Here is a 23,271-nt window from a genome sequence, read left to right on the forward strand (position 1 = left end):
GTGTTAAGCATACCGCCAGCGTTCATCCTGAGCCAGGATCAAACTCTCCGTTTTGTTGTGTTTCGAGTTTGCGGCTCCGAAAAAAAATATTTCCCGGAATCCAAGTTGTAATTTCGATTATCTTTTTGGGAAATCCCAAAACTAAAATCTTTTGACGAGGATTGGTTTTTTCTTAAGCTTTCAAAGTATTATGTTTTTTTGGTTCAGCCGTGGTTGGCTTCTTTCGCCTTCCCACTTAACTAGAGTAACTAGTCATCCCCTAGTTTGTCAAGGGGTAAATTTATTATTTTTCTAAAAGGGCAAATCGCTTGACTGGGCTTGCTTTCAGGTTAATGGGTTAAGCAACAAGGGGGAGGCGAGAACAAAGTGGCTAAACCTGACTGTGTGAATAATGCACGTTGCTTGTGTCTAAATGGAATCTGATGCAAGTTGAGTAATTATAGTAATGATTATCGAAAAAGGCAGGAGGTAGTCTTTGTGAGGGGGTTTATCGTGAATCCAAATGCTCGAACTAACTATTATATATATAAGAGCATAATTGTTGCGGAGCTTGCGGTTTAAGACTTCTATCCTACAGGTGACGCTTTTATAGGCATTTAGGCGATCGCCACTGCTACGTTCGCGGAGCGTTTGGAAGAGAAGATAGGCGTTACAGTGAGTCTAGCGCTGTAGAAGGACTTCAAAATTTATAATTAATTTTTGAGAAAAAGCTAAAAACTAGACTAGGCAATAAATACAGATGATCCGACCGCGTAAGGTCTTTGCTCAACATTGGCTCAAAAGTGAAAAGGCGCTCGACGCAATTATTCAAGCAGCAGAGTGTACACAAAGCGATGGCTTTGCCAACGCCAAGGGTGAACGCATCCTGGAAATTGGGCCCGGAACCGGCATTCTCACTCGTCGTTTATTACCCTTAGTGCAATCTCTGGTTGCAGTTGAAATAGACCGCGACTTATGCAAACTATTGGCAAAGCAACTTGGTAAGACTGAAAAATTTTTACTGTTACAAGGCGATTTTCTCACTCTGGATTTACCATCTCATCTGGTAGCCTTTCCCAATTTCCAACAGCCAAATAAAGTAGTAGCCAATATCCCCTACAATATTACGGGGCCAATCATTGAGAAACTACTGGGTACAATTGCCAACCCCAATCCCGAACCATTTGACTCAATAGTGTTGCTGGTACAAAAAGAAGTAGCAGAAAGGTTGTATGCTAAACCAGGATCAAAAGCATTTGGGGCGTTGAGCGTGCGGGTACAGTATTTGGCTGAGTGTGAGTTAATCTGCACAGTTCCAGCATCCGCATTCCATCCACCGCCAAAAGTCGATTCAGCAGTGGTGCGATTGCGCCCCCGAAAAATAGAAATACCAGCACTTAATCCGCGACAGTTAGAGAATTTCTTAAAGTTGGGGTTTGGTGCCAAGCGCAAAATGTTACGAAATAATTTGCAATCAGTTATAGAACGCGATCGCCTGAGCCACTTACTGGAACAATTAGAAATAAATCCCCAAGCCAGAGCCGAAGACCTCAGCGTTCAGCAATGGGTAATTCTAGCAAATGAACTGGGAGTGGAGAGTAGGGAGTAGGGAACAAGGCAGATTTTTTCCCATTCCCGATTCCCGATTCCCCACTCCCGATTCCCAATTCCCGATTCCCGATTCCCCAGTCCCAGAAAATGCGTTCCTACAGCCTAATTGCCCCTGCTAAAATCAACTTGTATCTGGAAATCATTGGCGATCGCTCCGATGGCTATCACGAGTTAGCCATGATCCTTCAAAGTATCGGACTTGCAGACCAAATTGATGTGCGTTCTATCAGCACTGACAGCATCCGTGTTCACTGCAACCACCCACAAGTACCGGCAGATAAAAGTAATCTGGCATACCGCGCAGCAGAATTAATGGCGAGGCAATTTCCCGAAGCCTTTGCTAAATATGGGGGCGTAGAGATTACCGTCAACAAGCAGATTCCTGTAGCTGCTGGGTTGGCTGGGGGTTCGACGAATGCAGCAGCTGTGTTAATGGGGATGGATTTACTGTGGAAATTGGGATTAACTCAGTCAGAATTAGAGGAGTTGGGAGGCACACTTGGTTCAGATGTACCGTTTTGTGTAGCGGGTGGAACTGCGATCGCAACAGGTAGAGGTGAGCAACTTTCTCCACTGCCAAGTTTGGATAGTATATATATAGTGTTGGCAAAATACCGCAGCCTGGAAGTTTCCACCGCTTGGGCATACAAAACCTATCGACAGCAGTTTAGTAATTCTTATATTAAAGATAGCGGCAACTTGGCAGCGCGTGCTAGTGCAGTTCATTCAGGATCAATAGTAAAAGCTATCCTGGATAAAGATGTGGGAGAAATTGCCCAAAAACTGCATAATGATTTGGAGCGCGTGGTATTGCCAGCCTATCCTCAAGTCTTGCAACTGCGAGAGGTGTTTGCAAATCAGGAAGGTGTTTTAGGAACAATGATGTCTGGTTCTGGGCCAACAGTATTTGCTCTTTTTGAGTCTCAACAGCAGGCGGAACAAGTTAAACTGCAAGTAAGGGAAGCAATTGTTGATGAAGACTTAGAATTGTTTGTGACTCGGACAATTACACATGGTATTCAGGTGGCGTCTTCAGTTTAAATAAATCTTTATCGTTAATGAAGCATAGGGAATAAGCTGATGAGCTTTTAAGTCGCATAGTTCAAATCGCTAGAAAAACCCAAAGACGCAAAGATGCAATTTGAATGACGATTAGCTGAGGGCAAGAATTATTCCTAATGCTCCAATCCAAAATCTAAAATCTAAAATCTAAAATGTTATGAATGATCAAAATCTAACGCCGCAAACAGATACTAAAAAACAGGTGAGTGCGAGTCCGTTACGCTGTTTTAGTGGGGCGGTGATTTCGGGAGGAATGGGATTTGCAGTGTATTCGCTGATGATTGCGATCGCCACAAATTTTGCTACTAAACCTATCCATTCAATTAATCCATTGGTGGTGAAGATTTCTTCTGCTGTTCGTACTTTGGTTGTTGGTGTAGTTGCTTTGGGAAGCGGAATATTTGGTATAGTGGCAATTGGTTTGTTGGCTTTGGGAGTGCAATTATTAGTGCAGCAGTTGACCAAAGAAAAAAGTAGTGAAAGCTAGTTATTGGTTTTTAATCAACAACCTAAAGGCATAAGTTTTTCTAACGAATTATAATTTTTGATGAATTGTAGTTTCGCGCTTCTGGAAGGCTGAAGAAGTTGTTGTTTTCTCCAACTTTTAGGAGAAAGCCTCTGGTGTTGACGAAACTGGCGAGAGAAATGACACGTATTTTGATAGCCCAGTGCAATAGCAATTTGGCCGGTTGTCTAATTAGTATCTCTGAGTAAAGGACGTGCTGCTACCATCCGGCGCTTAACGATACGCGATTCATCGCCACCCTATGAGTACATTGAGGGTGGTGATGAATGGCGGGAAATTGTGAAAACATCAGTAAATGAAAGTGGTCTGGCTCACCTGAAAACTCTATTAGTCGGCATTTAGTTTTTATGCAGACATTGGCTAATATCTCGTGCAACCTTGGTTAACCCACACATTCAATCCGAGCAAATGGGTGTTTATTACGTAAATCTCGCGCCGATTCTATACCTATTTTTATATCAAAAATCACCATCTACCCATATTTTACAGGATTGTGGTTCAAAGACATAAAAAAGGCCGTAAATTATCTTAGAAAATGTTTTAAAATATTGCTAACATCAAAAGTTCCCAAACCTAACCCCACGAGCAAGCCTTCCCTACAAACAAAGGGGGTTTAAAAACCTCTTTCCGTCTCGGCGAGAGGGATTTTTTAGTATACATTTTGAATTTTCAAACATCCTCTTAGCTGTTAATAATTTGTTCCACCGCAACAGAAACATCTGGGAATGCAAGGGGTTGAATTGCTCCGCCAGTTAATGTCAGTTTTGTCGCGTACTCTCCATCTAAGATTTCTCGAAACACGACCAAATATAACTTTTTTAGATTGACAACCCAATATTCTAAAATACCTGCTTCTGCATAGATTTTGCTTTTTGTCTCTAAATCTTTTTCTAAACTAGAGTTAGCGTACTCAATCAACCACAAAATATTTTCTGGATAGGGATGATGCTGTCGATACTCGCGTCCTAAAGGTTGGACAATGGCAATATCTGGTTCTGGTTCCGAGTCGTTGGGTAGGGTAATTGGTTTAGCATGACGAATTTTGGCGCGTCCAGCCAATAGCTTTGCTAGATACTCACCAGCTTCATCACTACTATAAGCATGGGGTTCCCCTTCTGGCGACATTTCGACAATTTCTCCTTTGAGTAGTTCAACTTTGCGATCGCTCAAAATGCCAACGTCAATCATGCGGTGATATTCGTCAATCGTCCACTTAGCAAGTATCACAGTCATGACGATTGATTCCTCCTAATAATTCTTTAGATTCTCCCATTTTAAATGCACTTCAGGTCTGATTCCGAATCAGCCGATTGATTTAAGATACAGGCAGTTTGTCTTTAAGAATACTAAAAATTACTTATAGCCAGATACCTTGACCAGAATAACTGTGTAGCAGGTTGACAAAGCGGTACAAGGGTATCATCCTAGAGTGTTTAGAAGGTAAACCAGATGACTAACCACATTAAGAGTCTATGCTAACAGCACAACCTATCACTATTGATTTGTTTGCTGGGGCTGGCGGCTTTGGTCTAGGTTTCGAGATGGCGGGTTTCTCTGTTCCTTTATCCGTTGAGATTGATGCCTGGGCTTGTGATACACTGCGCCATAACCGTCCGAATATGACAGTTATTCAACAGGATATCCGTGATTTAAACACTGCAAGTAGTGTTAAGGGTATCTGTAACTTCAAGCCGGATGTTGTGATTGGTGGGCCTCCATGTCAAGGCTTTAGTATTGCCGGGCCAGCACAAAAAGATCCTAAAGACCCTAGAAATAGTCTATTCATTAACTTTGCTCAGTGGATATGTTTTCTCGAACCTGAAGCTTTTGTAATGGAAAATGTCAAAGGTTTACTTTCGCGCAAAAATATTGAAGGCAAAAAGGTAACAGATATCATTAAAGAAACTTTTGAAAATCTAGGGTATTTTGTAGAAGTATGGTCATTAAATGCTGCTGAATATGGTGTGCCACAAATTAGAGAGCGTATTTTTATTGTTGGAAATAAAACAGGAAAAGAATTAGGTCTTCCTCCAAAAACACATTCCTTAGATTTATTGCATATCAATAGCTCTCAATTATCAATATTTGCCTGCATGGGTTTACTTCCTGCCATAAGCCTATGGGATGCCATATCAGATTTACCACCACTGAATGCACGTGAGGGTGAAGAGGAACAACCTTATATTTCAGAACCTCTAAATAACTATCAAAACTGGATCAGGAATGGCAGTCAAACACTTTACAATCATGTTGCAATGGATCATTCCCAGAGGCTTGTAGAACGCTTCAAACATATTAAATGGGGTGAATCAAGTTCAGACGTACCAAAAGAACATGGCGCTAGACGGCGTAGTGGAAATGGTGAGTTATCTGAGATAAGTTATGACCAAAATAACCGACGTTTAAATCCATATAAACCATCACATACAATAGCCGCTTCATTTTACGCCAATTTTCTTCATCCTTTCCAGCATCGCAACTTGACAGCCCGTGAAGGCGCACGTGTCCAATCATTTCCTGACACTTATCGTTTTCTAGGAAAGAAGACTGTTGTATCTCACAAATTATTACATCGAGAAGAGAGATTCGACGAGAAGTTTCTTTGCCAGTACAATCAGGTAGGTAATGCTGTACCACCTATTCTTGCTAAAGCGATCGCACTTCATCTTCAAGAGAAATTAGAGCTATGCCCAAAAGCGATAGGAACCCTTTAGTTCACGGCTCTAATCTTGAACAAAAGGAGAATCACCGCACAAAATACAGAGATACTGAGAGTAAAAAATATCTCAGTGAGATTAGAAATGAGTATGATAAGTGGCGTTCCGCTAATCTCGAATTAGTTGGACCTACATCAACACCTACTGCTCAAGATGACGCAATTATTGCTACTAGGGTAGAACTTTTATCAAAATATAAGGACTTTTTAGACCAGCAGCACTATGCTGAAAAGTTTGATTCTCGATCGAACCTTCACTCTAGCGTGCTAGAGGAATTTCTCTATTATCTGTTTAAAGATTTAGTCAGAGACTTTGGAGAAAATGCTCTCATCGGCAAATCACATACGTTCAAAGATATTTTCTTTGTGCCGCCAAAATACTCTGAGATGCTTAAGCGACCGTATGCACGTATTGAAAAGAAAGATCATGACTTTGTAATTGGAGCCACGATTCAAGTATCATTTGAAGCAGCAACCCCACCGGAGAAAGATGAAAATCCTGGTGAAATACTCCCACTTCTTAAAGAGGAACCGGAAAACTACTCTGAAGTTACAGTTACAGGGAACACCGAAACGCACATTTTCGATATTCCAGTTGTTGCAATTGAATGTAAGACGTATCTCGATAAAACTATGCTCGAAGGTTCATCACGAGCAGCAGAGGACTTAAAGGCAAGAAATCCAAATAGTTTATATGTTGTACTTATGGAGTGGATCAAGTTGACCAGTGATGTCAATCTTCGGAAGTACAAGGTTGACCAGATTTACGTACTACGTCAGCAGAAAAACACTGACCGAGAATTTAGGTATGAAGAAAAATATCTTAAAAATTCAATTAATCCAGTTGTAGTTCAACATCTATTCCATAAAGTGCGGAAGCATCTGAAAATGGATTGGACTGGCGGAATTGAACACGGCATAGAGCGTGGATGGCTAATTGAGGAGTAGCTATTGACTTTAGTAACTAAAAAATAGTGCCTAAAAACATAGATAAGCAATGCCTATAGTTCACAATCCTGTACTAGTATCCAAATAACCTCTTGTGGTTTCAAAATCGGGATATTGCTCATAATCTACTGGATTACAATTTGTTGTGTGCCAACAAACTCTGTATCGAATGCTAAATTTTCATCCTCCAGAAGCATCTCAATTACTTCACGCAGATTCTCTTGTAATTCATCCAATCTTTCTGCCTGGGAGTGTGCGCCAGGAAATCCGGGAACATAGCCAACATAAAGCTTTGTATCAGAATCTCGCTCAACAATTGCAGTGAAAGTTTTCATATTTTTAACATTAAAGCTATGTCAAATATTCAAAGCATAGCACTAGCATCTGAAAATGCACTGGACTGCCGGAATTGAACACGGCATAAAGCATGGGTGGCTAATTGGCGAGTAGCTACTGACCTTAGTCGGTGCTGGTGACACTCGCGTAAATTACACAAGACTTACGCAAGCGTTCTCAATCATATTCTCTAAAAACTCTCTAGTAACTCAGACTAATTCCGCAGCTAAAAGCCTACCTTCAATTGGTTCATACTTATCTTCTAGTAACCATAATTTGGCTGCATTATAGTCATTACTAGAAAATACAACTTTATAACCCTGTGCGGGATCATAAACTTGACAGTTATCTTCACTGTCGCAAAGCAATAAAAGAATATATGGAGGGGATAACATCGGATCTATCCATACTTCTGTAAATTCCCAGTTATTCTTCACTCGGTCTTGTGCGGGGGATGACGTGGTATTGGTCGTCTGCATTGATTTTTATCTCCGCATAGTAAAGTAGAATACGGCTACCATCTGGACTGATTCTATAACCTATTGGTTCATCAAAAAACGGTAGAGTATTTATTGCTCTACCGTTTTGTAATTTTCTATTTGAGATTTAATCCCAAGTTCTAAATTTTACTCAACGCCTTGGAATTAAAATTACTGATGCTATTTTTGATATCGGTTTACCAAGGATTTGCCAAAATTTGCAGTAGTTAATAGGATTCTCGCAGATGACTTTTCAATTTAAACCGCATTATGAAGCGCCATAGCTCACCAATCCAAAGCACTGTCGATGTTGCAACAATTACACTTATCCAGTCCACCAAAGACAAAGGTACTGTTCTAAAAACGCTACCACCAAACTGAATAATCAATATCTGTCCGACAAAAATGGTAATAGCGATCGCTACAAATCCTTTATTCTTAGATAAGCCTTTCAAAGCAGACTGCTTTAACCCCAAGCATCGAGCATTGAACAAATTCCAGAACTGTAACATTACGAACACGGCGAAGAACACGGAAAGCTCATAAGGAGTGATTTCCCCATCGCGACGGATGTAGCGTAAGAAACCAATCAGAAAAATCAAAAATGCTAACCCAACAGTAAAAATATTCTCTGCCATTGCTTTGGTGACAATAAAGGCTTGCGGGTTACGAGGAGAGTGCTGCATCACGCTCAAATGAGGGGGTTCCGTCGCCAAAGCTAAAGCAGCAAAGGTATCCATAATTAAGTTCACCCAGAGCATTTGGGTGACAGTTAGAGGTAGCGCTACACCGATAAATGGCCCAATTAAAGCAATTCCCAACGCCACAACGTTGATTGTTAACTGAAACAGAATAAATCGTTGGATATTTAGGTAAAGCGATCGCCCCCAAACAACTGCATTTACAATACTGTGGAAAGAATCATCAAGCAAAATGATATCACTAGCTTCTTTAGCGATCGCTGTACCACTTCCCATTGCTAAACCTACCTGAGCTTGCTTGAGAGCAGCTGCATCGTTTGTACCATCTCCGGTGACACCTACCACCTCACCATTTTCCTGTAACAGTTTCACAAGCCGCAGCTTATCAAGTGGTCGCGCTCTGGAAAGTACCTTTAATTGCAGCACCGCCTGATTTGCTTCTTCGTCACTCAGTTGGGCAAATTGTTGACCAGTCAAATGTAAATAACCGCTATTAAAGTCATCTTCTTCTTGCCAAAGTCCAATTTGACGAGCAATTTCCTTAGCCGTCTCCGAGTTATCACCTGTTACAACTTTCACTTCTATTCCTGCGCGTAAACAGGCTTGGATTGCATCAGGTACTTCTGGACGCAAGGGGTCTGAAATTGCCACAAACCCCAGCCAAGTCATGTCGTGAGCAATTTCGTCCAAGTTCGTCTGACTCGAATGCTGTGAGACGTTATGATAAGCAAACCCTAGCGCCCGCATTCCTCGTTTTTGATATTCTTTAATTGCAGATGCGATCGCGGCTTTATTCTTAAGTGATTCTAGTCCTTGCTCTGTAAGAATCTGCGAGCAACGCTCTAGAATTACCTCCGGCGCTCCTTTCACATAAAGCACATCCTCTCCGGTTACAGAGGAAATGCCTATTGTACCCATGTATTTTTGATGACCACAAAAAGGCATTCGGGATTTGATTTGAAAGTTACCCCGGTAAGATATGTAATCAATATCCTGGCTATCTAGCCATAAAAGTAAAGCTCCTTCTGTGGGATTGCCAATGGGACGAGTAGCCTGCAAAGGTTTTTTCTCTAAATCAGCAGTACTATTAACTGCGATCGCCTCCGCTATTAACCCTTTAACATCTTTAAGTACTGGCAATAGTTGAGAATTCAGACTAGGAAAATTGACTTCATACACCCGCATTTGATTTTGGGTGAGAGTGCCAGTCTTATCAGAGCAAATTACCGTAGCTGAACCAATAGTTTCGCAAGCGTGCATCCGACGCACCAAATTATTGGAAGCCGCCATCTTTTTCATACTGTAGGCAAGGCTGAGGGTAACACTCATCGCCAAACCTTCTGGCACAGCTACCACAATAATTGTCACAGCTACCATAAAGTAGTGCAGTAATGCTTTGGCAACACTACTAGGAACCCAGCTATTTATAGAGCTAGGAATTAGTCCTAGAGGATAGCCTAAACCAAGTCCGATAGTGAAAAATACTAGTACTATACCAACTGTTTTCAGCCAACTAAGAAAACTATTATTTTCCAACCATTTTGGTGCTGCAAGTTTGCTACCAGCTAACTCCAAACCATCATAAATCACAGGTAGCCATACTCGGCTAAGTGCTACTAACACGCTAATAATTGACAGTCCGACAACATACCACTGTTGAGAACTCAGGCTTAGTTCTTTAGTGACAAAACCGCGTACCAGCAAAGATACGAAAGTGAAACCAGCAAATCCCAGACCAACGACACCAATCAGTTTACTAAGTTTTTCTAGTTGATGATTAAGCGGTGTGTTTTCTGTGTTTTCGATGCTAGCAATTGCTGTTGCCAATTTACCAATTTCTGTATTGTCACCAACAGCAGTAACTTCAAAATAACCCTGTCCTTGTTCAACAATCGTACTGCGATAAATCTTGTAAGCTGGGTAAGTTCCCTCTTCAATACCTTGATTTTCTGCGTCAGCCTGAGTAAGCTTTTTGACTAGTTCCGCTTCTCCTGTGATTTTTGACTGGTCAATCTCTAGAGAAATTTCTTCTAAAATTTGTCCATCAGCTGGGATTTCTTCACCTTGTTCTACATATACAACATCACCAAAAACTAAATCTTTACGCTTAACCGTGGTAAAGCTATTATCCCGGATGACTTTGATAAAAATTTCGTCATAAACTTGGTTGAGAATATCAAATTCTTGACTGGCTTTGTATTCGTTGGCAAAAGCGAGAGTTGTCGCCAATAAGATAGCAGCCACAATACCTAAGCCTTCAGCATATTCTCCCTCAAAAATACCGACACTAATAGCGATTGCCGCCGCAATCATCAGAATCCGAATTACTGGATCTTCAAATTTTGCTAAGAATAATTTCCATAATGGCTCTCGTTCTGGGGGAGTAAGAATATTAACACCATACTTTTCGCGGTTAAGTTTTACCTGAGCCGATGTGAGTCCCTGAAATGGCAGAAGGCGATCGTTGACTTTATGAGTAAGCATATTCAGTTTTTCTACCTAAATAAATGGATTAAAATCTAAAACTCCTTTAGCTAAGAAGAGTGCTGCCAAAGGAGAATATTGAATGCTTTTCAAAGTAAATAATGACGAATTTCCAACACTTGATCAAAGTTCAGAAGTTCAATACCAATTTATGTTGATGAAGATTTATGTTTGCGAATTGCATTATTCATCAAGATGATCTGCTCAACATGAAATGAGGGAGGCATCAAACTGTGAATTCCATGATCGAGTCCATCGTGCATCACATCTGTTGGTAGTTGGGAGTGGTCTAATCCCAAAGTGTGACCAATTTCGTGGGTGATAGTATTAGCAATCAAGTTAGACAATTGAGCCAAATTTAGACTTGCCAGATCAGAGATATGAAGTATTTGATCTATGCGAACAGCAGCAATATTTGTAACTTTACCATGACTGAAACTAGCTATTCCTAAGTAGTCAACTGGTTGCTGATCAATTAACACATAGATATGAGTGAAATTTTGGTTCCACTCCTTTTCATCGGGTGGTTCTGAAGTCAAAAACACATTGATACTTCTAAAAGCACTGAAGACTTTAGCAAGTGCATCTGCCATAACTTCTAGTATGGTGCTATTATCTTCAGTATCGATAATCATGCCTGAAATATTAACCCAAAGACAATGGCGAATTTCGCTATTTTTTCCAACAATCAACCATCCACAATATGGACACAGTTGCCAATTAGTTTGGATACGGGAACGGCAACCTTGACAGCAAGGTTTTGAAGGTCTATCAAGGTTAATACGTTCCCAAATCGGAACTTGAAGGTTACGGCTAGCTTTAGTTAGATTCAGGCGATCGTAAAGCGACATTTTATTTCGAGCCAGCTACCCAGCTAAAGCCAAAATGATAGTAATCGTCTGCCTCTTTATGTCCACTAAAGTATTTCTCTTCCTTCAAAATCGTGACTTCAGAGCCAATGTTAAGTAGAGCGGTGTGAATAATTCAAGGTTTGTAGTGAGGGCTTCAGCCATCATTTGAGGACTAAAGTCCTCACTACGAACTAATCTCAAGATTTTTTACATTACTTAATCTAGTTTGATTTATTCTCACCGACTTACTTACTTACTATAGCCGCAGCACAGAAAGGTCGATTTGTATCTGGATTATTAAGTTCCAGATAAATTTCCTCGCCATTACTGATTTTGAAAAGCATCCGACCACCTACAGACTTAAAATCGGGTGTTCCTTGATAAATTAGGGCAAAAAACATCACTCGTTTAATTGTGTCTGGTCTGTAAATGAACATATTTTCACCGTCTGAGGCTGCTCCGGTACGGTCATCTTTATCAAGAAAGATGTAAGGAGGAGAATTTTTGGCTCCAAAATTTCCTCCTAGAGGCTGGATGACCCCTTTTTCACCATTTACAGTTTCATACATACAGCCTAAGTCAAGGTCTGGAGCATTGTTACCTCCAAGCAGCTTGGAAAAGAACCCAGCCTTTTGATTGGACTGCTGATTCCAATTCAGGTTGATATGAACCGTCAGTGGCTTAGATTTACCTGCCTTACTCAGGTCTATTTTGTGGGAATCACCACTCTTTTGAAGCGTAATAGCCATAATTACAAGTTTGCTCAGTATTTAAGAGTAAGAACTAGCGAGTTCACCTATACCGTTGACATTGACACCATTGCCAATAGCTGCCATTTTCCAGTCATCATTGTGTCGATACACTTCAGCCAAGACCATCCCAGTCATGCCCAAATACTCCTTACCAGAGAGGTTATATCGAGCCAGTTCTTTGTTATTAGCTGCATTAACCAGGCGCACAAAAGCATTTTCAATTTGACTAAAGTCTTGCTTTCGGGCAATGGAATCGTAAATATTGACTACGAAGAGTAACTTTACAATCTCGGCAGGTACGCGCGGCAAATCAACTATAATCACTTCATCATCACCCTCACCTGCACCAGTTAAATTGTCCCCTGTGTGAGTTATGGCTCCAGAGAAATGCTGAAGATTACCGAAGAAGATAATATTCTCTTTGGCCGTTAACTTGCCATTTGCATCCAGACAGATTACAGATGCATCTAGGTCATAGTCTTTACCACCGCCACCAAAATTACTAAAAAATCCACCGCCTGAGCGTTTAGCGACATCCCAGCCCAGTCCACACATCATTTTGCTTAGACCAGGGGCTTCTTTAGAAAGTGAAATCCGTTGTCCTTTCTGTAAACTAATTGCCATACTCAATCTCCTAGCTAAAACGGTCTAGTAAAGCTTTTAATCCACCTTGATAACCTGAACCAACCGCATTTAAACGCCACTCTCCGTCTTTACGATAGAGTTCAGCCATAATTAATGCAGTTTCGATTGAGTAATCCTCCACTAGGTCATACCGGACTACTTCTTGATTGCTCTGAGCATTAACGACGCGCACAAAAGCATTTTGAACTTGACCAAAATTTTGCTTCCGTTCTGCGGCTTCATGAATGGTTACAGTAATAAAAATTTTATGAACCTCAGCAGGAACCTTTTGGAGATTAATTTTGATGACTTCATCATCACCATCGCCTGCGCCTGTTAGATTATCTCCTGTGTGTTGAACTGAGTTATTTGGATCTGGGCTGAGAAGATTGTTGTAGAAAATGAAGTGGTTATCTGAAATTAGTTTATCGTTACTTCCCACTATGAAAGCTGATGCATCTAAATCAAAAGCGAAGCCAGTGTCCATTGCTTTGACATCCCATCCAAGACCAACAAATACCTCAGTTAGTCCTGGTGCAACTTTATCGAGTGATATACGTTGTCCTTTTGTAAGTGTAACTGCCATGATTTGGTAGACTCCTTAAATTTTTTACTAGTATCAGTTATGTCTTTGCAATAATTGCCTATTTGTAGCGTTCGAGAAGTGCTTGTAAGCCGCCTTGATAACCCGAACCTACAGCGTTGAGACGCCATTCATTGTCTTTAAAGTAAAGTTCAGCCATAATCATGGATGTTTCTGTGGAGTAGTCTTCCACAAGGTCGTAGCGAACAACTTCTTCATTAGTTTGAGAATTGACAACTCGCACAAACGCATTTTGTACCTGACCAAAATTCTGACGCCGCACCTCGGCTTCGTGAATCGTTACTGCAATCAGAATTGTTTGAATTTCAGAAGGAACTTTTTTGAGATTAATTTTGATGACTTCATCATCTCCTTCACCTGCGCCTGTGAGATTATCTCCAGTATGTTGAATTGATTTCTCTGGATCGGGACTTGTTTGGTTGTTATAAAAGATGACGTGAGCATCAGAAATCAGCTTTCCATTTGCATTTAATAGAAAGACAGATGCATCTAAATCAAAGTCTTGACCAGTGTCTGTGGCTTTAACATCCCATCCTAAACCAACAAACACTTCGGATAGACCGGGTGCAACTTTTTCAAGTGAAATACGCTGGCCTTTTGTTAATGTAATTGTCATTTCTCAATTGTCCTATCGAGATAATTGTTGTATGCAAAGGTGCAAAAAATCTGCATAAAATTGGTAGCAATGCACTGAAAGCATTACTAGAAAATTAGCTTTTTAATACCACTTCATCTTTTGAGATGTATTCACCCCTGACTGATATTAATGAAAAGCTGTTATTTAAACTATTACAGACTCACTATTCAATATTATGTGTTTTTTTTTTACAAACAGCCTTGATAAAAACACTTAACTTATGCTTTGTTAAATTGAGTTTTTTTTAAGTATTACTACTCAAGCTGTTAATCAATCTATTAGTTATGAAATATAGCAATCCGATTTGATGGAAAAATCTAAGTATATATAGGGTGTATTAGGACAGAGTGCGTTATGCTTCGTTAACGCATCCTACGTGTATTTCAGAAATCAAATTTTTCAGTTCATCTATATTTGAGGAAAACTTTAGTTCACTATTTTGCTGTTCTACTTGCGCCGCCTGAAAATTTTGATAAATCTCTTCACGCCTTTCTTCCCGTAGATATTGCTGCAATAACAGTTGAATTTCTAACTTTTCTTCACTGGAAAGACTTTTAATTGCTTCAACTACATCACTGAAGGTCAAACTTGGAACACCTTTTAGGCTTATCGGATAAATCTAACATGGTAACGATAAAGCTAAAATTTTAAATCCTATTCAAATCTTTGGCTTAATAATTCTCATTGCTGTTGATAGAAAGTCGATATATCCAGAAAGCAACTACAATTCATCAATTGTTACTAAACCGCCCTCGATAAACTGTATGACAAGTTCATGCTCATCAAGTAAACCAGTTCCTAATAAAGGTCGCTTTCCTGTCGCAAGTACATTCACTTCCCGTTCTTCTCCATTCCAAATAATGTTAGCTTGATGTACTGGCAAGATTACATTACTATTATCAGCTAAATTTGCATACATATCATACACAAAAGGGAAACCCAATAGACTAAGTAGTTCAACCTAAAAAAAGTAAAACGTTTGTAGCAGGGCTTTAGCGCTAAAGCGCTACTACGAGCCTGAAAGCATTTTATGTTTAATTAAGTTGACTTACTTAACTGCTTCTGGAGGCAGAGAAAGAAACTCTGTAAAACCTGTATCGATAACAAATTCAATAGTAAAATCTGGTCTATTTGGCAGTCGAAATATTATGTTAACGGTTGCACGTCCGTTTTTGATAATACCAGAAATCACCGATAATCGCGCTCCATCTCACCACTGAAGGAAACAGCAACTTTGTAACCAATGCGAATACCAAAAAGTCGAGCAAATGGACGTTTGTTACGTAAATATCGTGCCGATTCTAAGCCTGTTTTATCAATTGCGTATTCACCTGTTTCTATATCAATGATCACCATTTTACCGATGTTTTCTTCTCGTTCCACTTGTTGACGAATGCTATTTTCATATAATTCTTTCGCACGTCGTCCAACTTCTTCGCGGCTTAAAAGTATGGCTTGCACGTTCTTGCTCCTTTGTTCATGTTGTATACTAATTCTACTACCAAGCTATAATGCAAGGCGGTTATAGTGAACTATATACTACCGCAAACCAAATGCTACTAGATCCAGATTTGAAGCAGTTAATGAATATTTAGTCAATAAAAAACGGTAGAGCAATAAATACTCTACCGTTTGCTAATTTTCTATTTGAGACTTAAATCTCAAATCCTAAATCTTACTCAACACCTTGGGGTAACAATTCCCGACGCTGTTCAGAACTAACTTGCACAACGCCATTTTCATCCACATCAACAAGGGCTGTATCGCCATCCTTGATCCGACCAGACAGAATTTCTTCTGCTAGGCTATCTTCTAAGAGGCGCATAATCGCTCGACGTAACGGCCTTGCGCCGTAGCTGGGACTGTAACCTTCAGTGATCAACCGATCCTTGAAGCGATCGGTGACTTCTAAGGTGATACCCTTTTCGGTCAGACGACCAAATACTTCCTTGAGCATAATTTCGGCGATTTGTGTTACCTCCGGCTTGCTCAACTGACGGAAGACGATAATTTCATCGAGTCGGTTGAGGAACTCTGGACGGAAGTACTGCTTGAGTTCTTCGTTCACCAAAGAGCGAATCCGGTTGTAAGTTGACTCGGTGGCATCTTCGGAGAACTCAAAGCCGATACCACTACCGCCTTTTTCAATTACCTTAGAACCAATATTGGAAGTTAAAATCAGCAAGGTGTTTTTGAAGTCCACCGTGCGACCTTTGGCATCGGTTAACCGACCGTCTTCCAAAATTTGCAGCAACATATTGAATACATCGGGGTGTGCTTTTTCGATTTCGTCGAACAACACCACGGTATAAGGACGCCGCCGCACGGCTTCGGTCAGCTGACCACCTTCGTTATAGCCAACATAACCTGGAGGCGAACCAATCAGCTTGCTGACGGTGTGACGCTCCATGTATTCGGACATATCTAAGCGGATCATCGCTTCTTCGGAACCGAAGAAGTATGCAGCCAAGGACTTCGCCAACTCGGTTTTACCCACACCAGTCGGCCCAGAGAAGACAAAGCTAGCTATGGGTCGATTGGGATTTTTTAAACCAACACGAGCGCGACGAATTGCCCGTGAAACTGCTCTGACAGCTTCATCTTGACCGATTAAACGCTGATGCAAGGTGTCTTCCATGTGCAGCAGCTTTTCAGATTCCGATTCGGTGAGTTTGCTCACCGGTACCCCAGTCCAGGAAGCGACAATGTGGGCAATGTCTTCTTCTGTAACTACAGGTTCATCACCTTCTGTGCCTGTTGCATTGGTCTTGCTTTGAGCGATCGCGCGAATTTCCGCTTTGATTTCCATCTCGCGATCGCGCAATTCTCCAGCTTTGTCAAAGTTTTGAGAGCGCACCGCGTCATCTTTTTCTTTTAATATTTGACGCAGTTCTTTGTCTAACTCTTTGGCTGCGGGTGGCAGCTGGGAGTTAATCAAGCGCACCCTAGAACCAGCTTCATCAACCAAGTCGATGGCTTTATCTGGGAGGAAGCGATCGCTAATGTAACGATCTGACAATTTCGCCGCCGCCACTAATGCTTCGTCGGAGATTTTCAGTTTGTGGTGCTGCTCATAGCGTTCGCGCAGACCATACAAAATTTCAATTGTTTCATCAACTGTAGGTTCGCCAACCATCACTGGTTGGAAACGCCGCTCCAGTGCTGCATCTCGCTCGATGTGCTTCCGGTATTCATCTAGGGTTGTAGCGCCGATACACTGCAACTCACCCCTAGCCAAAGCTGGCTTGAGGATATTCGCTGCGTCAATGGCACCTTCGGCTGCACCCGCACCAATTAAGGTGTGTACCTCATCAATCACGAGAATGACATTACCCGCAGAGCGGATTTCATCCATGATTTTTTTCAAGCGTTCTTCAAATTCACCCCGGTACTTGGTGCCTGCTACCAGCAAACCAATATCCAGCGTGACGACGCGTTTATCTTCCAGGATGTCAGGGACATCTTTTGTGGCAATGCGTGAAGCTAAACCTTCAGCGATCGCTGTTTTACCAACCCCTGGTTCCCCAATCAGCACTGGGTTATTTTTAGTTCGGCGACCCAAAATCTGGATCACCCGCTCAATTTCCTTGGCGCGTCCCACCACCGGATCGAGCTTATTATCTATTGCCATCTGGGTCAGGTTTGAGCCAAATTCATCCAGAGTCGGGGTTTTTGTGCGCCCGGATGAACCGCCTGGTGAAACTTCGGCAGTTTCTCCCAACATGCGGATGACTTGGGTTCTTACCTTAGATAGATCCACACCGAGGTTTTCTAGCACCCTGGCTGCTACGCCTTCCCCTTCACGGATTAGGCCCAACAGCAGATGCTCGGTGCCAATGTAGTTATGCCCCAGTTGGCGTGCTTCTTCCAAGGAGAGTTCTAGAACTCGCTTTGCCCGTGGCGTAAACGGAATTTCCACGGCAACAAAGCCTGATCCCCGTCCGATAATTTTTTCAACTTCAATTCGGGCATCTTTGAGATTGACGCCCATTGATTTCAGCACCTTGGCGGCCACTCCAGTGCCTTCGCCAATCAGACCCAAGAGGATCTGTTCGGTTCCGACAAAGTTGTGACCTAAACGGCGGGCCTCTTCTTGGGCCAGCATGATTACCTTAATGGCTTTTTCTGTGAAGCGTTCAAACATGGCATTTTTCCCATCACCTGCGGTCGTGCCGGTATGCTGATTTTAGCACAGGCAAAGCTTTTGGATGCCTGTATAACAGATTATAGACATCCTGAAGCTATGACTTGGGTTGATGGGCTAATTGTTAACTATTGACTACTTTTATTTCGCTAGTGTACTGAGGAGCTTTAGTTCACCAGCGTTTTTGGGATTTCTTACAAATGGCTGACTGCTTAGATTCAGAGTTTCTTTACTCAATCCCAAACACTTATATTTAACATATGTATTTTTTTATGTCAAGGAAAAATATTTTATATAAGATTTATTAATTAAATAACTTTTTAAGATAATATGTTTGTATATAAATAGGTGCGGCAAGGTTGCATTTTTTTGCTGAAGCTGATCCCAAGCGGCGATAATTCCAAATTAATAATCCGTAACTACTTAAAAAGCAAGTGCCAAGAAGACTTTTCGAGGCGATCGCTGACAATGGAATACCACTGGTCTAAAGTTGCTTGAAATTTGGGGTGTTGTAAATCTGGGAGCCAAAGAATCAGCGCGTCTTCATCGTTATCTTGGTAGTAACGCCGACGCCGCCCAGCTGTTTGAAAGCCAAATTTTTGATATAAAGATATAGCCCCCAGGTTGGAAGCTCGCACTTCGAGGGTAGCTCGCTCCATTTTGCGATCGCAAGCTGTCTTAATGAGTGAATATAATAAAGCCTGTCCTAAACCTTGACGGTGATATTGGGGATGAACCGCCAAAATTGTAATGTGGGCTTCCTCTAAAATTGACCAAAAGCAACCCATTCCCAGCAGTCTCGAATTAGAGACAGGGGAAAATAAACCCAGCAGATCGCTGTTGGGACTGTCCAACTCTCGTTGGTAGCCCTCCATTGTCCAGAGACGCCCAAAACAGGCTTGATCCAGTTCCAACAATGCATTTAGATGCTCTGGAGTCAGTAATTTAATTTCTAAGTCTAATGAGATCACATTTATTGAATAACGTTACAAACGCTTTGTAAACTGGGAATCGGGAGACAAACTCAAAGCCCGTAATTTGAACAAGGAAAATTTTTATAGTTATGGTATCGACTCACCCCACAGGGGTTCAACATTCTGGAAGTCAATATTTACCTCAAAGGCACGACACCAAGGCAAATCCATCGCCTAATCAAGAACTTTTACCCTTAACTGCCAGAGTTCATGATCATGACTTCCTGGAAATTGGTGGGTGTGATGTCACAACCCTAGTTGAGCAGTTTGGTTCACCTTTATATATTTTAGATGAACAAACCCTGCGTTCGGCTTGTCAGCAATACCGAGATGCTTTCAAGCAATACTACAAAGGCGAATCTCAAGTATTGTATGCCTCAAAAGCTTGGAATTGTCTAGCAGTTTGTGCGATCGCCGCTTCCGAAGGTTTAGGAATTGATGTTGCATCAGGCGGTGAACTTTACACCGCGCTGCAAGCAGGTGTCAATCCTGAGAAAATCTATCTTCATAACAATAATAAATCTCGTGAAGAACTGATTTTTGCCACTGAAGTCGGTTGCACTATTGTCGTGGATAACTGGCACGAGTTACGCACTTTGGTAGAAATTGTCGAGAGGACAAATTCCCCCTCTGTACATCCTCGATTCCTGTTGCGTCTGACCCCAGGTATTGAATGTCACACACATGAATATATCCGCACGGGGCAACTAGATAGTAAATTTGGCTTTGATCCAAATGAGTTAGAGGAATTATTTACTTTTGTCAGCAAACAGTCTTTCCTGAACTGCGTAGGGTTACATGCTCATATCGGTTCCCAAATTTTTGAACGCCAACCGCATCGAGATTTAGCAGTTCTGATGGTGCAGTGGTTGCGGGAAGCGGCAAAGTATGGTTTAAAACTGACAGAGTTAAATGTCGGCGGTGGTTTAGGGATTAAGTATATAGAATCAGACGATCCCCCCAGCATTGAAGAGTGGGTGAAACCGATTTGTGAAGTGATCCAAGAAGCTTGTGTAGCCGAAAATCTGCCTTTGCCGAAATTACTCTGTGAACCAGGGCGATCGCTAATTGCCACAGCTTGCGTTACTGCCTATACTGTTGGTTCATCCAAAGTTATCCCAGAAATTCGTACCTACGTGGCAATTGATGGAGGAATGTCTGACAATCCCCGTCCGATTACTTACCAATCAGTTTATCGGGCAGTAGTTGCCAATAAAATGTCTTCTCCCTTAACCCAAACAGTCACAATTGCTGGGAAACATTGTGAATCAGGAGATATTCTGATTAAAAATGCACTACTCCCAAAAACTGAACCAGGGGATATTCTCGTAGTTATGGGAACTGGTGCGTACAATTACAGTATGGCATCTAACTACAACCGCTTGCCCCGACCGGCAGCAGTTGTTGTAGCGAATGGCGAAGCAAATTTAATTTTGCAACGTGAAACTTATCAAGACTTAATTCGACAAGATCGCCTACCAGAAAGACTAAAGAAATAGTCATTTGTCCTTAGTGAGTCCAGCACTGCGGGAGGGAAACCCTTCTGCAGGTGACTGGCGAACCCGAAGAGTCATTAGTCATTAGCCAGGAACTAATGACTAAGGACTACTGACTAATGACTAATGACTAACTGTAATTAGAGGCAAAAGTGTAATCCAGATGTCATGAGAGATTGGTGGAAGCAATGGCTGACAAACCTGGGATGGTCACAGTCCTTGCTACTTGGGACTCTGGATATTGTGTTAGTGCTGGCGCTGACATATATGATACTAGTTATCATTAGTGAGCGCCGGACACTGTGGATGGTGCGAGGATTCATTATCTTAATGCTAGCCTCAGCACTAAGTGGCAAATTAGGACTACTTTTGCTAAGTTTTGTACTGGAAAAGTTGGTGATTGGTTGTGCTGTGGCGATGGCAGTTGCTCTACAGTTAGACTTTCGGCGGTTTTTGGAGCAATTGGGGCGTGGCGAATTCCGCCAGATGTTTCAACCCGACCGTCTGCCAATCCCCAAATCTGATAGTGTAATTGATGAAATTGTTGAAGCTGTTAAAGAATTGTCAAAAAACCGGATTGGAGCTTTACTAATTTTGGAAACGACAGGGCCAATTGATGAGCGAGATTTTTCTGTGCCCGGAGTAAAGCTAAATGCGGAGGTTTCTAAGGAACTGATCCAAACAATCTTTCAGCCGAAAACTTTGTTACACGATGGAGCGACATTGATTCGTGGCTCACGGATTGTGTCGTCGGGTATAATTTTACCACTTTCGGGACGCACAGCCTCGCGCCAGTTGGGAACACGCCACCGGGCGGCAATGGGAATTACTGAGCGGGTCGAAAATTGCATTTGTGTAGTTGTATCTGAAGAAACGGGTTCCATTTCCTTAGCAGAACGAGGAACCCTAAATAGACCACTGACGATTAGGAAACTGAAAGAGTCATTAGAAGCTCTTTTGTCCCCAGCCGTGGATAGGGAAGCTGTTGCTCCTGGTCTGTTGAGTTTTGTTCATCAGATAGGTAAGAAGACATTAGCACTGGTTTCACGTTTACTCAGATTACCATCGACCGCTTCTCGAGATAAAAAATGACAGGACAACAAACTAAACTGCAAGATTTGCCTACTGACTTAAAACGAGAACTATTGCCGCAGCACGTTGCGGTGATTATGGATGGCAATGGTCGATGGGCTAAACGTCAGGGTCTACCCCGGATTATGGGTCATAAGCGAGGAGTAGATGCTCTCAAGGATTTACTTCGCTGTTGTCAAGATTGGGGAATTCAGGCGCTGACAGCTTATGCTTTCTCGACAGAGAACTGGAAAAGACCGCAGGAAGAAGTGGATTTTTTGATGACTTTGTTTCAAAGAGTTTTGCGCCAAGAACTGCGGGAAATGGTCGAAGAAAATGTTCAAATTAAGTTTGTCGGAAATTTGCAAGACCTGCCACGATCGCTCCAACAAGAAATATCCCGTTCAATGGAAGAAACTAAGGATAATCAGGGTATCCAGTTTTTGGTAGCAACTAATTATGGCGGACGGCAGGAGATTTTACAAGCTTGTCAGGCGATCGCAAAACAAGTTCAGCAAGGTCTGCTACAACCCAATGAAATTGATCAACAGCAGTTTGAGAGCCACTTGTACACAGCAGGAATTACTGACCCAGATTTGTTAATCCGCACAAGTGGAGAAATGCGCCTCTCAAATTTCCTTCTCTGGCAAATGGCTTATGCGGAAATTTACATCACCGATACTCTCTGGCCTGATTTTGACCGTGCTGAGTTTCACCGCGCCTTGTGTGCCTACCAGCAACGAGAGCGGCGGTTTGGGAAAGTAGTAAAATAGTGCTGAGTAATCAGTGCTTTAGGGACTTCCAAATAAAAAAATACCCCAAAAACTGACGAAAAAACTCTCTCCTCCTCATTCCTCTGTTAGGACGCTTATCTTTATATAGCGATCGCGCTACTTGCTAATAAGTGCTATCTTGCCGTTGAGTATTTGCATCGCCCTGTTATAGCAACGCAACCTCTTGCAATTTGATTGTATCGACTAACAATGCGATTGTTTCGATTGACAATGCTTGCCTTATAAGTATGATCTGGTCGCGCCCCTGTTAAATGCCATCACTCGATTACTCTGGTAATCTCTCTAACGCCTCCCGTGCGATCGCTCCCCAATATTCATCCTTATACTCCAATACGGTTCAGTTAAGGCTGAAAGACTGATTAGTGATATGAAATTTAGGAGCTTCAACTCGTTGTCCAGTACCTCTGTGTTTTGGCTTTTTAGAACGAAACTTTGATACAGGTTTTTTCACAACTCTAGGGTTATTACGGGAAACTCGTTCG

Annotated in this window: 24 protein-coding genes and 1 pseudogene; 9 read left to right on the plus strand and 16 right to left on the minus strand. The window is 41.8% G+C overall.

The window, feature by feature from the left end; translation table 11 throughout:
- The first annotated feature begins 739 nt into the window (after positions 1 to 739).
- The 3 genes from rsmA (at position 740) to HWQ23_RS07715 (ending at position 3,139) form a co-directional block, all read left to right on the plus strand.
- Positions 740 to 1,588 carry a 16S rRNA (adenine(1518)-N(6)/adenine(1519)-N(6))-dimethyltransferase RsmA gene (rsmA, locus tag HWQ23_RS07705; protein ID WP_292825912.1) on the plus strand — a complete coding sequence of 283 codons (849 nt, stop codon included), beginning with the start codon at positions 740 to 742 and terminating at the stop codon, positions 1,586 to 1,588.
- 89 nt (positions 1,589 to 1,677) lie between these two features.
- On the plus strand, positions 1,678 to 2,631 hold the full coding sequence (gene ispE / locus HWQ23_RS07710; RefSeq protein ID WP_292825915.1) for a 4-(cytidine 5'-diphospho)-2-C-methyl-D-erythritol kinase: 954 nt from the start codon (positions 1,678 to 1,680) through the stop codon (positions 2,629 to 2,631).
- Between the two features lie 178 nt (positions 2,632 to 2,809).
- Positions 2,810 to 3,139, plus strand: a complete 330-nt coding sequence (locus HWQ23_RS07715; protein WP_292825917.1) for a DUF3082 domain-containing protein — start codon at positions 2,810 to 2,812, stop codon at positions 3,137 to 3,139.
- 325 nt (positions 3,140 to 3,464) lie between these two features.
- On the opposite strand, the pseudogene HWQ23_RS33615 reads toward HWQ23_RS07715, so the two are convergent.
- Positions 3,465 to 3,557, minus strand: a pseudogene (locus HWQ23_RS33615) (transposase); the annotation flags it as partial.
- Between the two features lie 302 nt (positions 3,558 to 3,859).
- The gene (locus tag HWQ23_RS07730; RefSeq protein ID WP_292825921.1) at positions 3,860 to 4,411 is read right to left on the minus strand and encodes a Uma2 family endonuclease; all 552 of its coding nucleotides are present in this window, start codon (positions 4,409 to 4,411) and stop codon (positions 3,860 to 3,862) included.
- Between the two features lie 239 nt (positions 4,412 to 4,650).
- Between HWQ23_RS07730 and HWQ23_RS07735 the strand changes: the two genes are divergently transcribed.
- Positions 4,651 to 5,892: a DNA cytosine methyltransferase gene (locus tag HWQ23_RS07735; protein WP_292825923.1), complete on the plus strand. Its 1,242-nt coding sequence runs from the start codon at positions 4,651 to 4,653 to the stop codon at positions 5,890 to 5,892.
- Positions 5,865 to 6,842 carry a Bpu10I family restriction endonuclease gene (locus tag HWQ23_RS07740; RefSeq protein WP_292825925.1) on the plus strand — a complete coding sequence of 326 codons (978 nt, stop codon included), beginning with the start codon at positions 5,865 to 5,867 and terminating at the stop codon, positions 6,840 to 6,842. Before HWQ23_RS07735 ends, HWQ23_RS07740 begins: the two co-directional genes overlap by 28 nt.
- A gap of 125 nt (positions 6,843 to 6,967) precedes the next feature.
- On the opposite strand, the gene HWQ23_RS07745 is transcribed toward HWQ23_RS07740, so the two are convergent.
- From HWQ23_RS07745 to HWQ23_RS07800, 13 genes are all read right to left on the minus strand, one after another.
- Positions 6,968 to 7,177 carry a type II toxin-antitoxin system HicB family antitoxin gene (locus HWQ23_RS07745; RefSeq protein WP_292825927.1) on the minus strand — a complete coding sequence of 70 codons (210 nt, stop codon included), beginning with the start codon at positions 7,175 to 7,177 and terminating at the stop codon, positions 6,968 to 6,970.
- Between the two features lie 210 nt (positions 7,178 to 7,387).
- The gene (locus tag HWQ23_RS07750; RefSeq protein WP_292825929.1) at positions 7,388 to 7,657 is read right to left on the minus strand and encodes a hypothetical protein; all 270 of its coding nucleotides are present in this window, start codon (positions 7,655 to 7,657) and stop codon (positions 7,388 to 7,390) included.
- Positions 7,605 to 7,784, minus strand: coding sequence for a DUF6972 family protein (locus HWQ23_RS33620; protein ID WP_472850389.1), 180 nt, complete (start codon positions 7,782 to 7,784; stop codon positions 7,605 to 7,607). Before HWQ23_RS33620 ends, HWQ23_RS07750 begins: the two co-directional genes overlap by 53 nt.
- Positions 7,785 to 7,884: 100 nt before the next feature.
- Positions 7,885 to 10,842: a calcium-translocating P-type ATPase, PMCA-type gene (locus HWQ23_RS07755; RefSeq protein ID WP_292825931.1), complete on the minus strand. Its 2,958-nt coding sequence runs from the start codon at positions 10,840 to 10,842 to the stop codon at positions 7,885 to 7,887.
- Between the two features lie 149 nt (positions 10,843 to 10,991).
- Positions 10,992 to 11,693 (minus strand): matrixin family metalloprotease, encoded by a 702-nt coding sequence (locus tag HWQ23_RS07760; RefSeq protein WP_292825933.1) that lies wholly within the window; start codon positions 11,691 to 11,693, stop codon positions 10,992 to 10,994.
- Positions 11,694 to 11,938: 245 nt separating this feature from the next.
- The gene (locus HWQ23_RS07765) at positions 11,939 to 12,442 is read right to left on the minus strand and encodes a tellurium resistance protein TerA (protein WP_292825935.1); all 504 of its coding nucleotides are present in this window, start codon (positions 12,440 to 12,442) and stop codon (positions 11,939 to 11,941) included.
- A 21-nt stretch (positions 12,443 to 12,463) separates the two neighbouring features.
- Entirely contained in the window at positions 12,464 to 13,069 is a 606-nt protein-coding gene (locus HWQ23_RS07770) for a TerD family protein (RefSeq protein ID WP_292825937.1), read from the minus strand.
- Between the two features lie 10 nt (positions 13,070 to 13,079).
- A complete protein-coding gene (locus HWQ23_RS07775; protein ID WP_292825940.1) occupies positions 13,080 to 13,655 on the minus strand; it encodes a TerD family protein in 576 nt (191 codons plus the stop codon).
- A 58-nt stretch (positions 13,656 to 13,713) separates the two neighbouring features.
- Positions 13,714 to 14,289 (minus strand): TerD family protein, encoded by a 576-nt coding sequence (locus HWQ23_RS07780; protein WP_292825943.1) that lies wholly within the window; start codon positions 14,287 to 14,289, stop codon positions 13,714 to 13,716.
- Between the two features lie 373 nt (positions 14,290 to 14,662).
- Positions 14,663 to 14,896 carry a hypothetical protein gene (locus HWQ23_RS07785; protein ID WP_292825946.1) on the minus strand — a complete coding sequence of 78 codons (234 nt, stop codon included), beginning with the start codon at positions 14,894 to 14,896 and terminating at the stop codon, positions 14,663 to 14,665.
- Between the two features lie 135 nt (positions 14,897 to 15,031).
- Positions 15,032 to 15,193: a pepsin/retropepsin-like aspartic protease family protein gene (locus tag HWQ23_RS07790; protein ID WP_292825949.1), complete on the minus strand. Its 162-nt coding sequence runs from the start codon at positions 15,191 to 15,193 to the stop codon at positions 15,032 to 15,034.
- 305 nt (positions 15,194 to 15,498) lie between these two features.
- Positions 15,499 to 15,771 carry a hypothetical protein gene (locus tag HWQ23_RS07795; RefSeq protein WP_292825952.1) on the minus strand — a complete coding sequence of 91 codons (273 nt, stop codon included), beginning with the start codon at positions 15,769 to 15,771 and terminating at the stop codon, positions 15,499 to 15,501.
- Between the two features lie 214 nt (positions 15,772 to 15,985).
- The gene (locus tag HWQ23_RS07800) at positions 15,986 to 18,454 is read right to left on the minus strand and encodes an ATP-dependent Clp protease ATP-binding subunit (protein ID WP_292825955.1); all 2,469 of its coding nucleotides are present in this window, start codon (positions 18,452 to 18,454) and stop codon (positions 15,986 to 15,988) included.
- Here HWQ23_RS07800 and HWQ23_RS07805 point away from each other — a divergent pair.
- Positions 18,404 to 18,589, plus strand: a complete 186-nt coding sequence (locus tag HWQ23_RS07805) for a hypothetical protein (RefSeq protein WP_292825969.1) — start codon at positions 18,404 to 18,406, stop codon at positions 18,587 to 18,589. The genes HWQ23_RS07800 and HWQ23_RS07805 overlap by 51 nt on opposite strands.
- Before the next feature lie 284 nt (positions 18,590 to 18,873).
- On the opposite strand, the gene rimI is transcribed toward HWQ23_RS07805, so the two are convergent.
- Positions 18,874 to 19,425, minus strand: a complete 552-nt coding sequence (gene rimI / locus HWQ23_RS07810) for a ribosomal protein S18-alanine N-acetyltransferase (RefSeq protein WP_292825958.1) — start codon at positions 19,423 to 19,425, stop codon at positions 18,874 to 18,876.
- 92 nt (positions 19,426 to 19,517) lie between these two features.
- Here rimI and lysA point away from each other — a divergent pair, with 92 nt between their 5' ends.
- The 3 genes from lysA (at position 19,518) to HWQ23_RS07825 (ending at position 22,768) form a co-directional block, all read left to right on the plus strand.
- On the plus strand, positions 19,518 to 20,927 hold the full coding sequence (lysA, locus tag HWQ23_RS07815; protein WP_292825961.1) for a diaminopimelate decarboxylase: 1,410 nt from the start codon (positions 19,518 to 19,520) through the stop codon (positions 20,925 to 20,927).
- A 165-nt stretch (positions 20,928 to 21,092) separates the two neighbouring features.
- A complete protein-coding gene (gene cdaA / locus HWQ23_RS07820) occupies positions 21,093 to 22,016 on the plus strand; it encodes a diadenylate cyclase CdaA (RefSeq protein ID WP_292825963.1) in 924 nt (307 codons plus the stop codon).
- Complete coding sequence (locus tag HWQ23_RS07825) at positions 22,013 to 22,768, plus strand: isoprenyl transferase (protein WP_292825966.1); 756 nt, start codon at positions 22,013 to 22,015, stop codon at positions 22,766 to 22,768. Before cdaA ends, HWQ23_RS07825 begins: the two co-directional genes overlap by 4 nt.
- Positions 22,769 to 23,271: the final 503 nt, after the last annotated feature.

It is taken from the genome of Nostoc sp. JL33 (assembly GCF_017114985.1).
In the GTDB taxonomy this organism is placed as follows: Bacteria; Cyanobacteriota; Cyanobacteriia; order Cyanobacteriales; family Nostocaceae; genus Nostoc.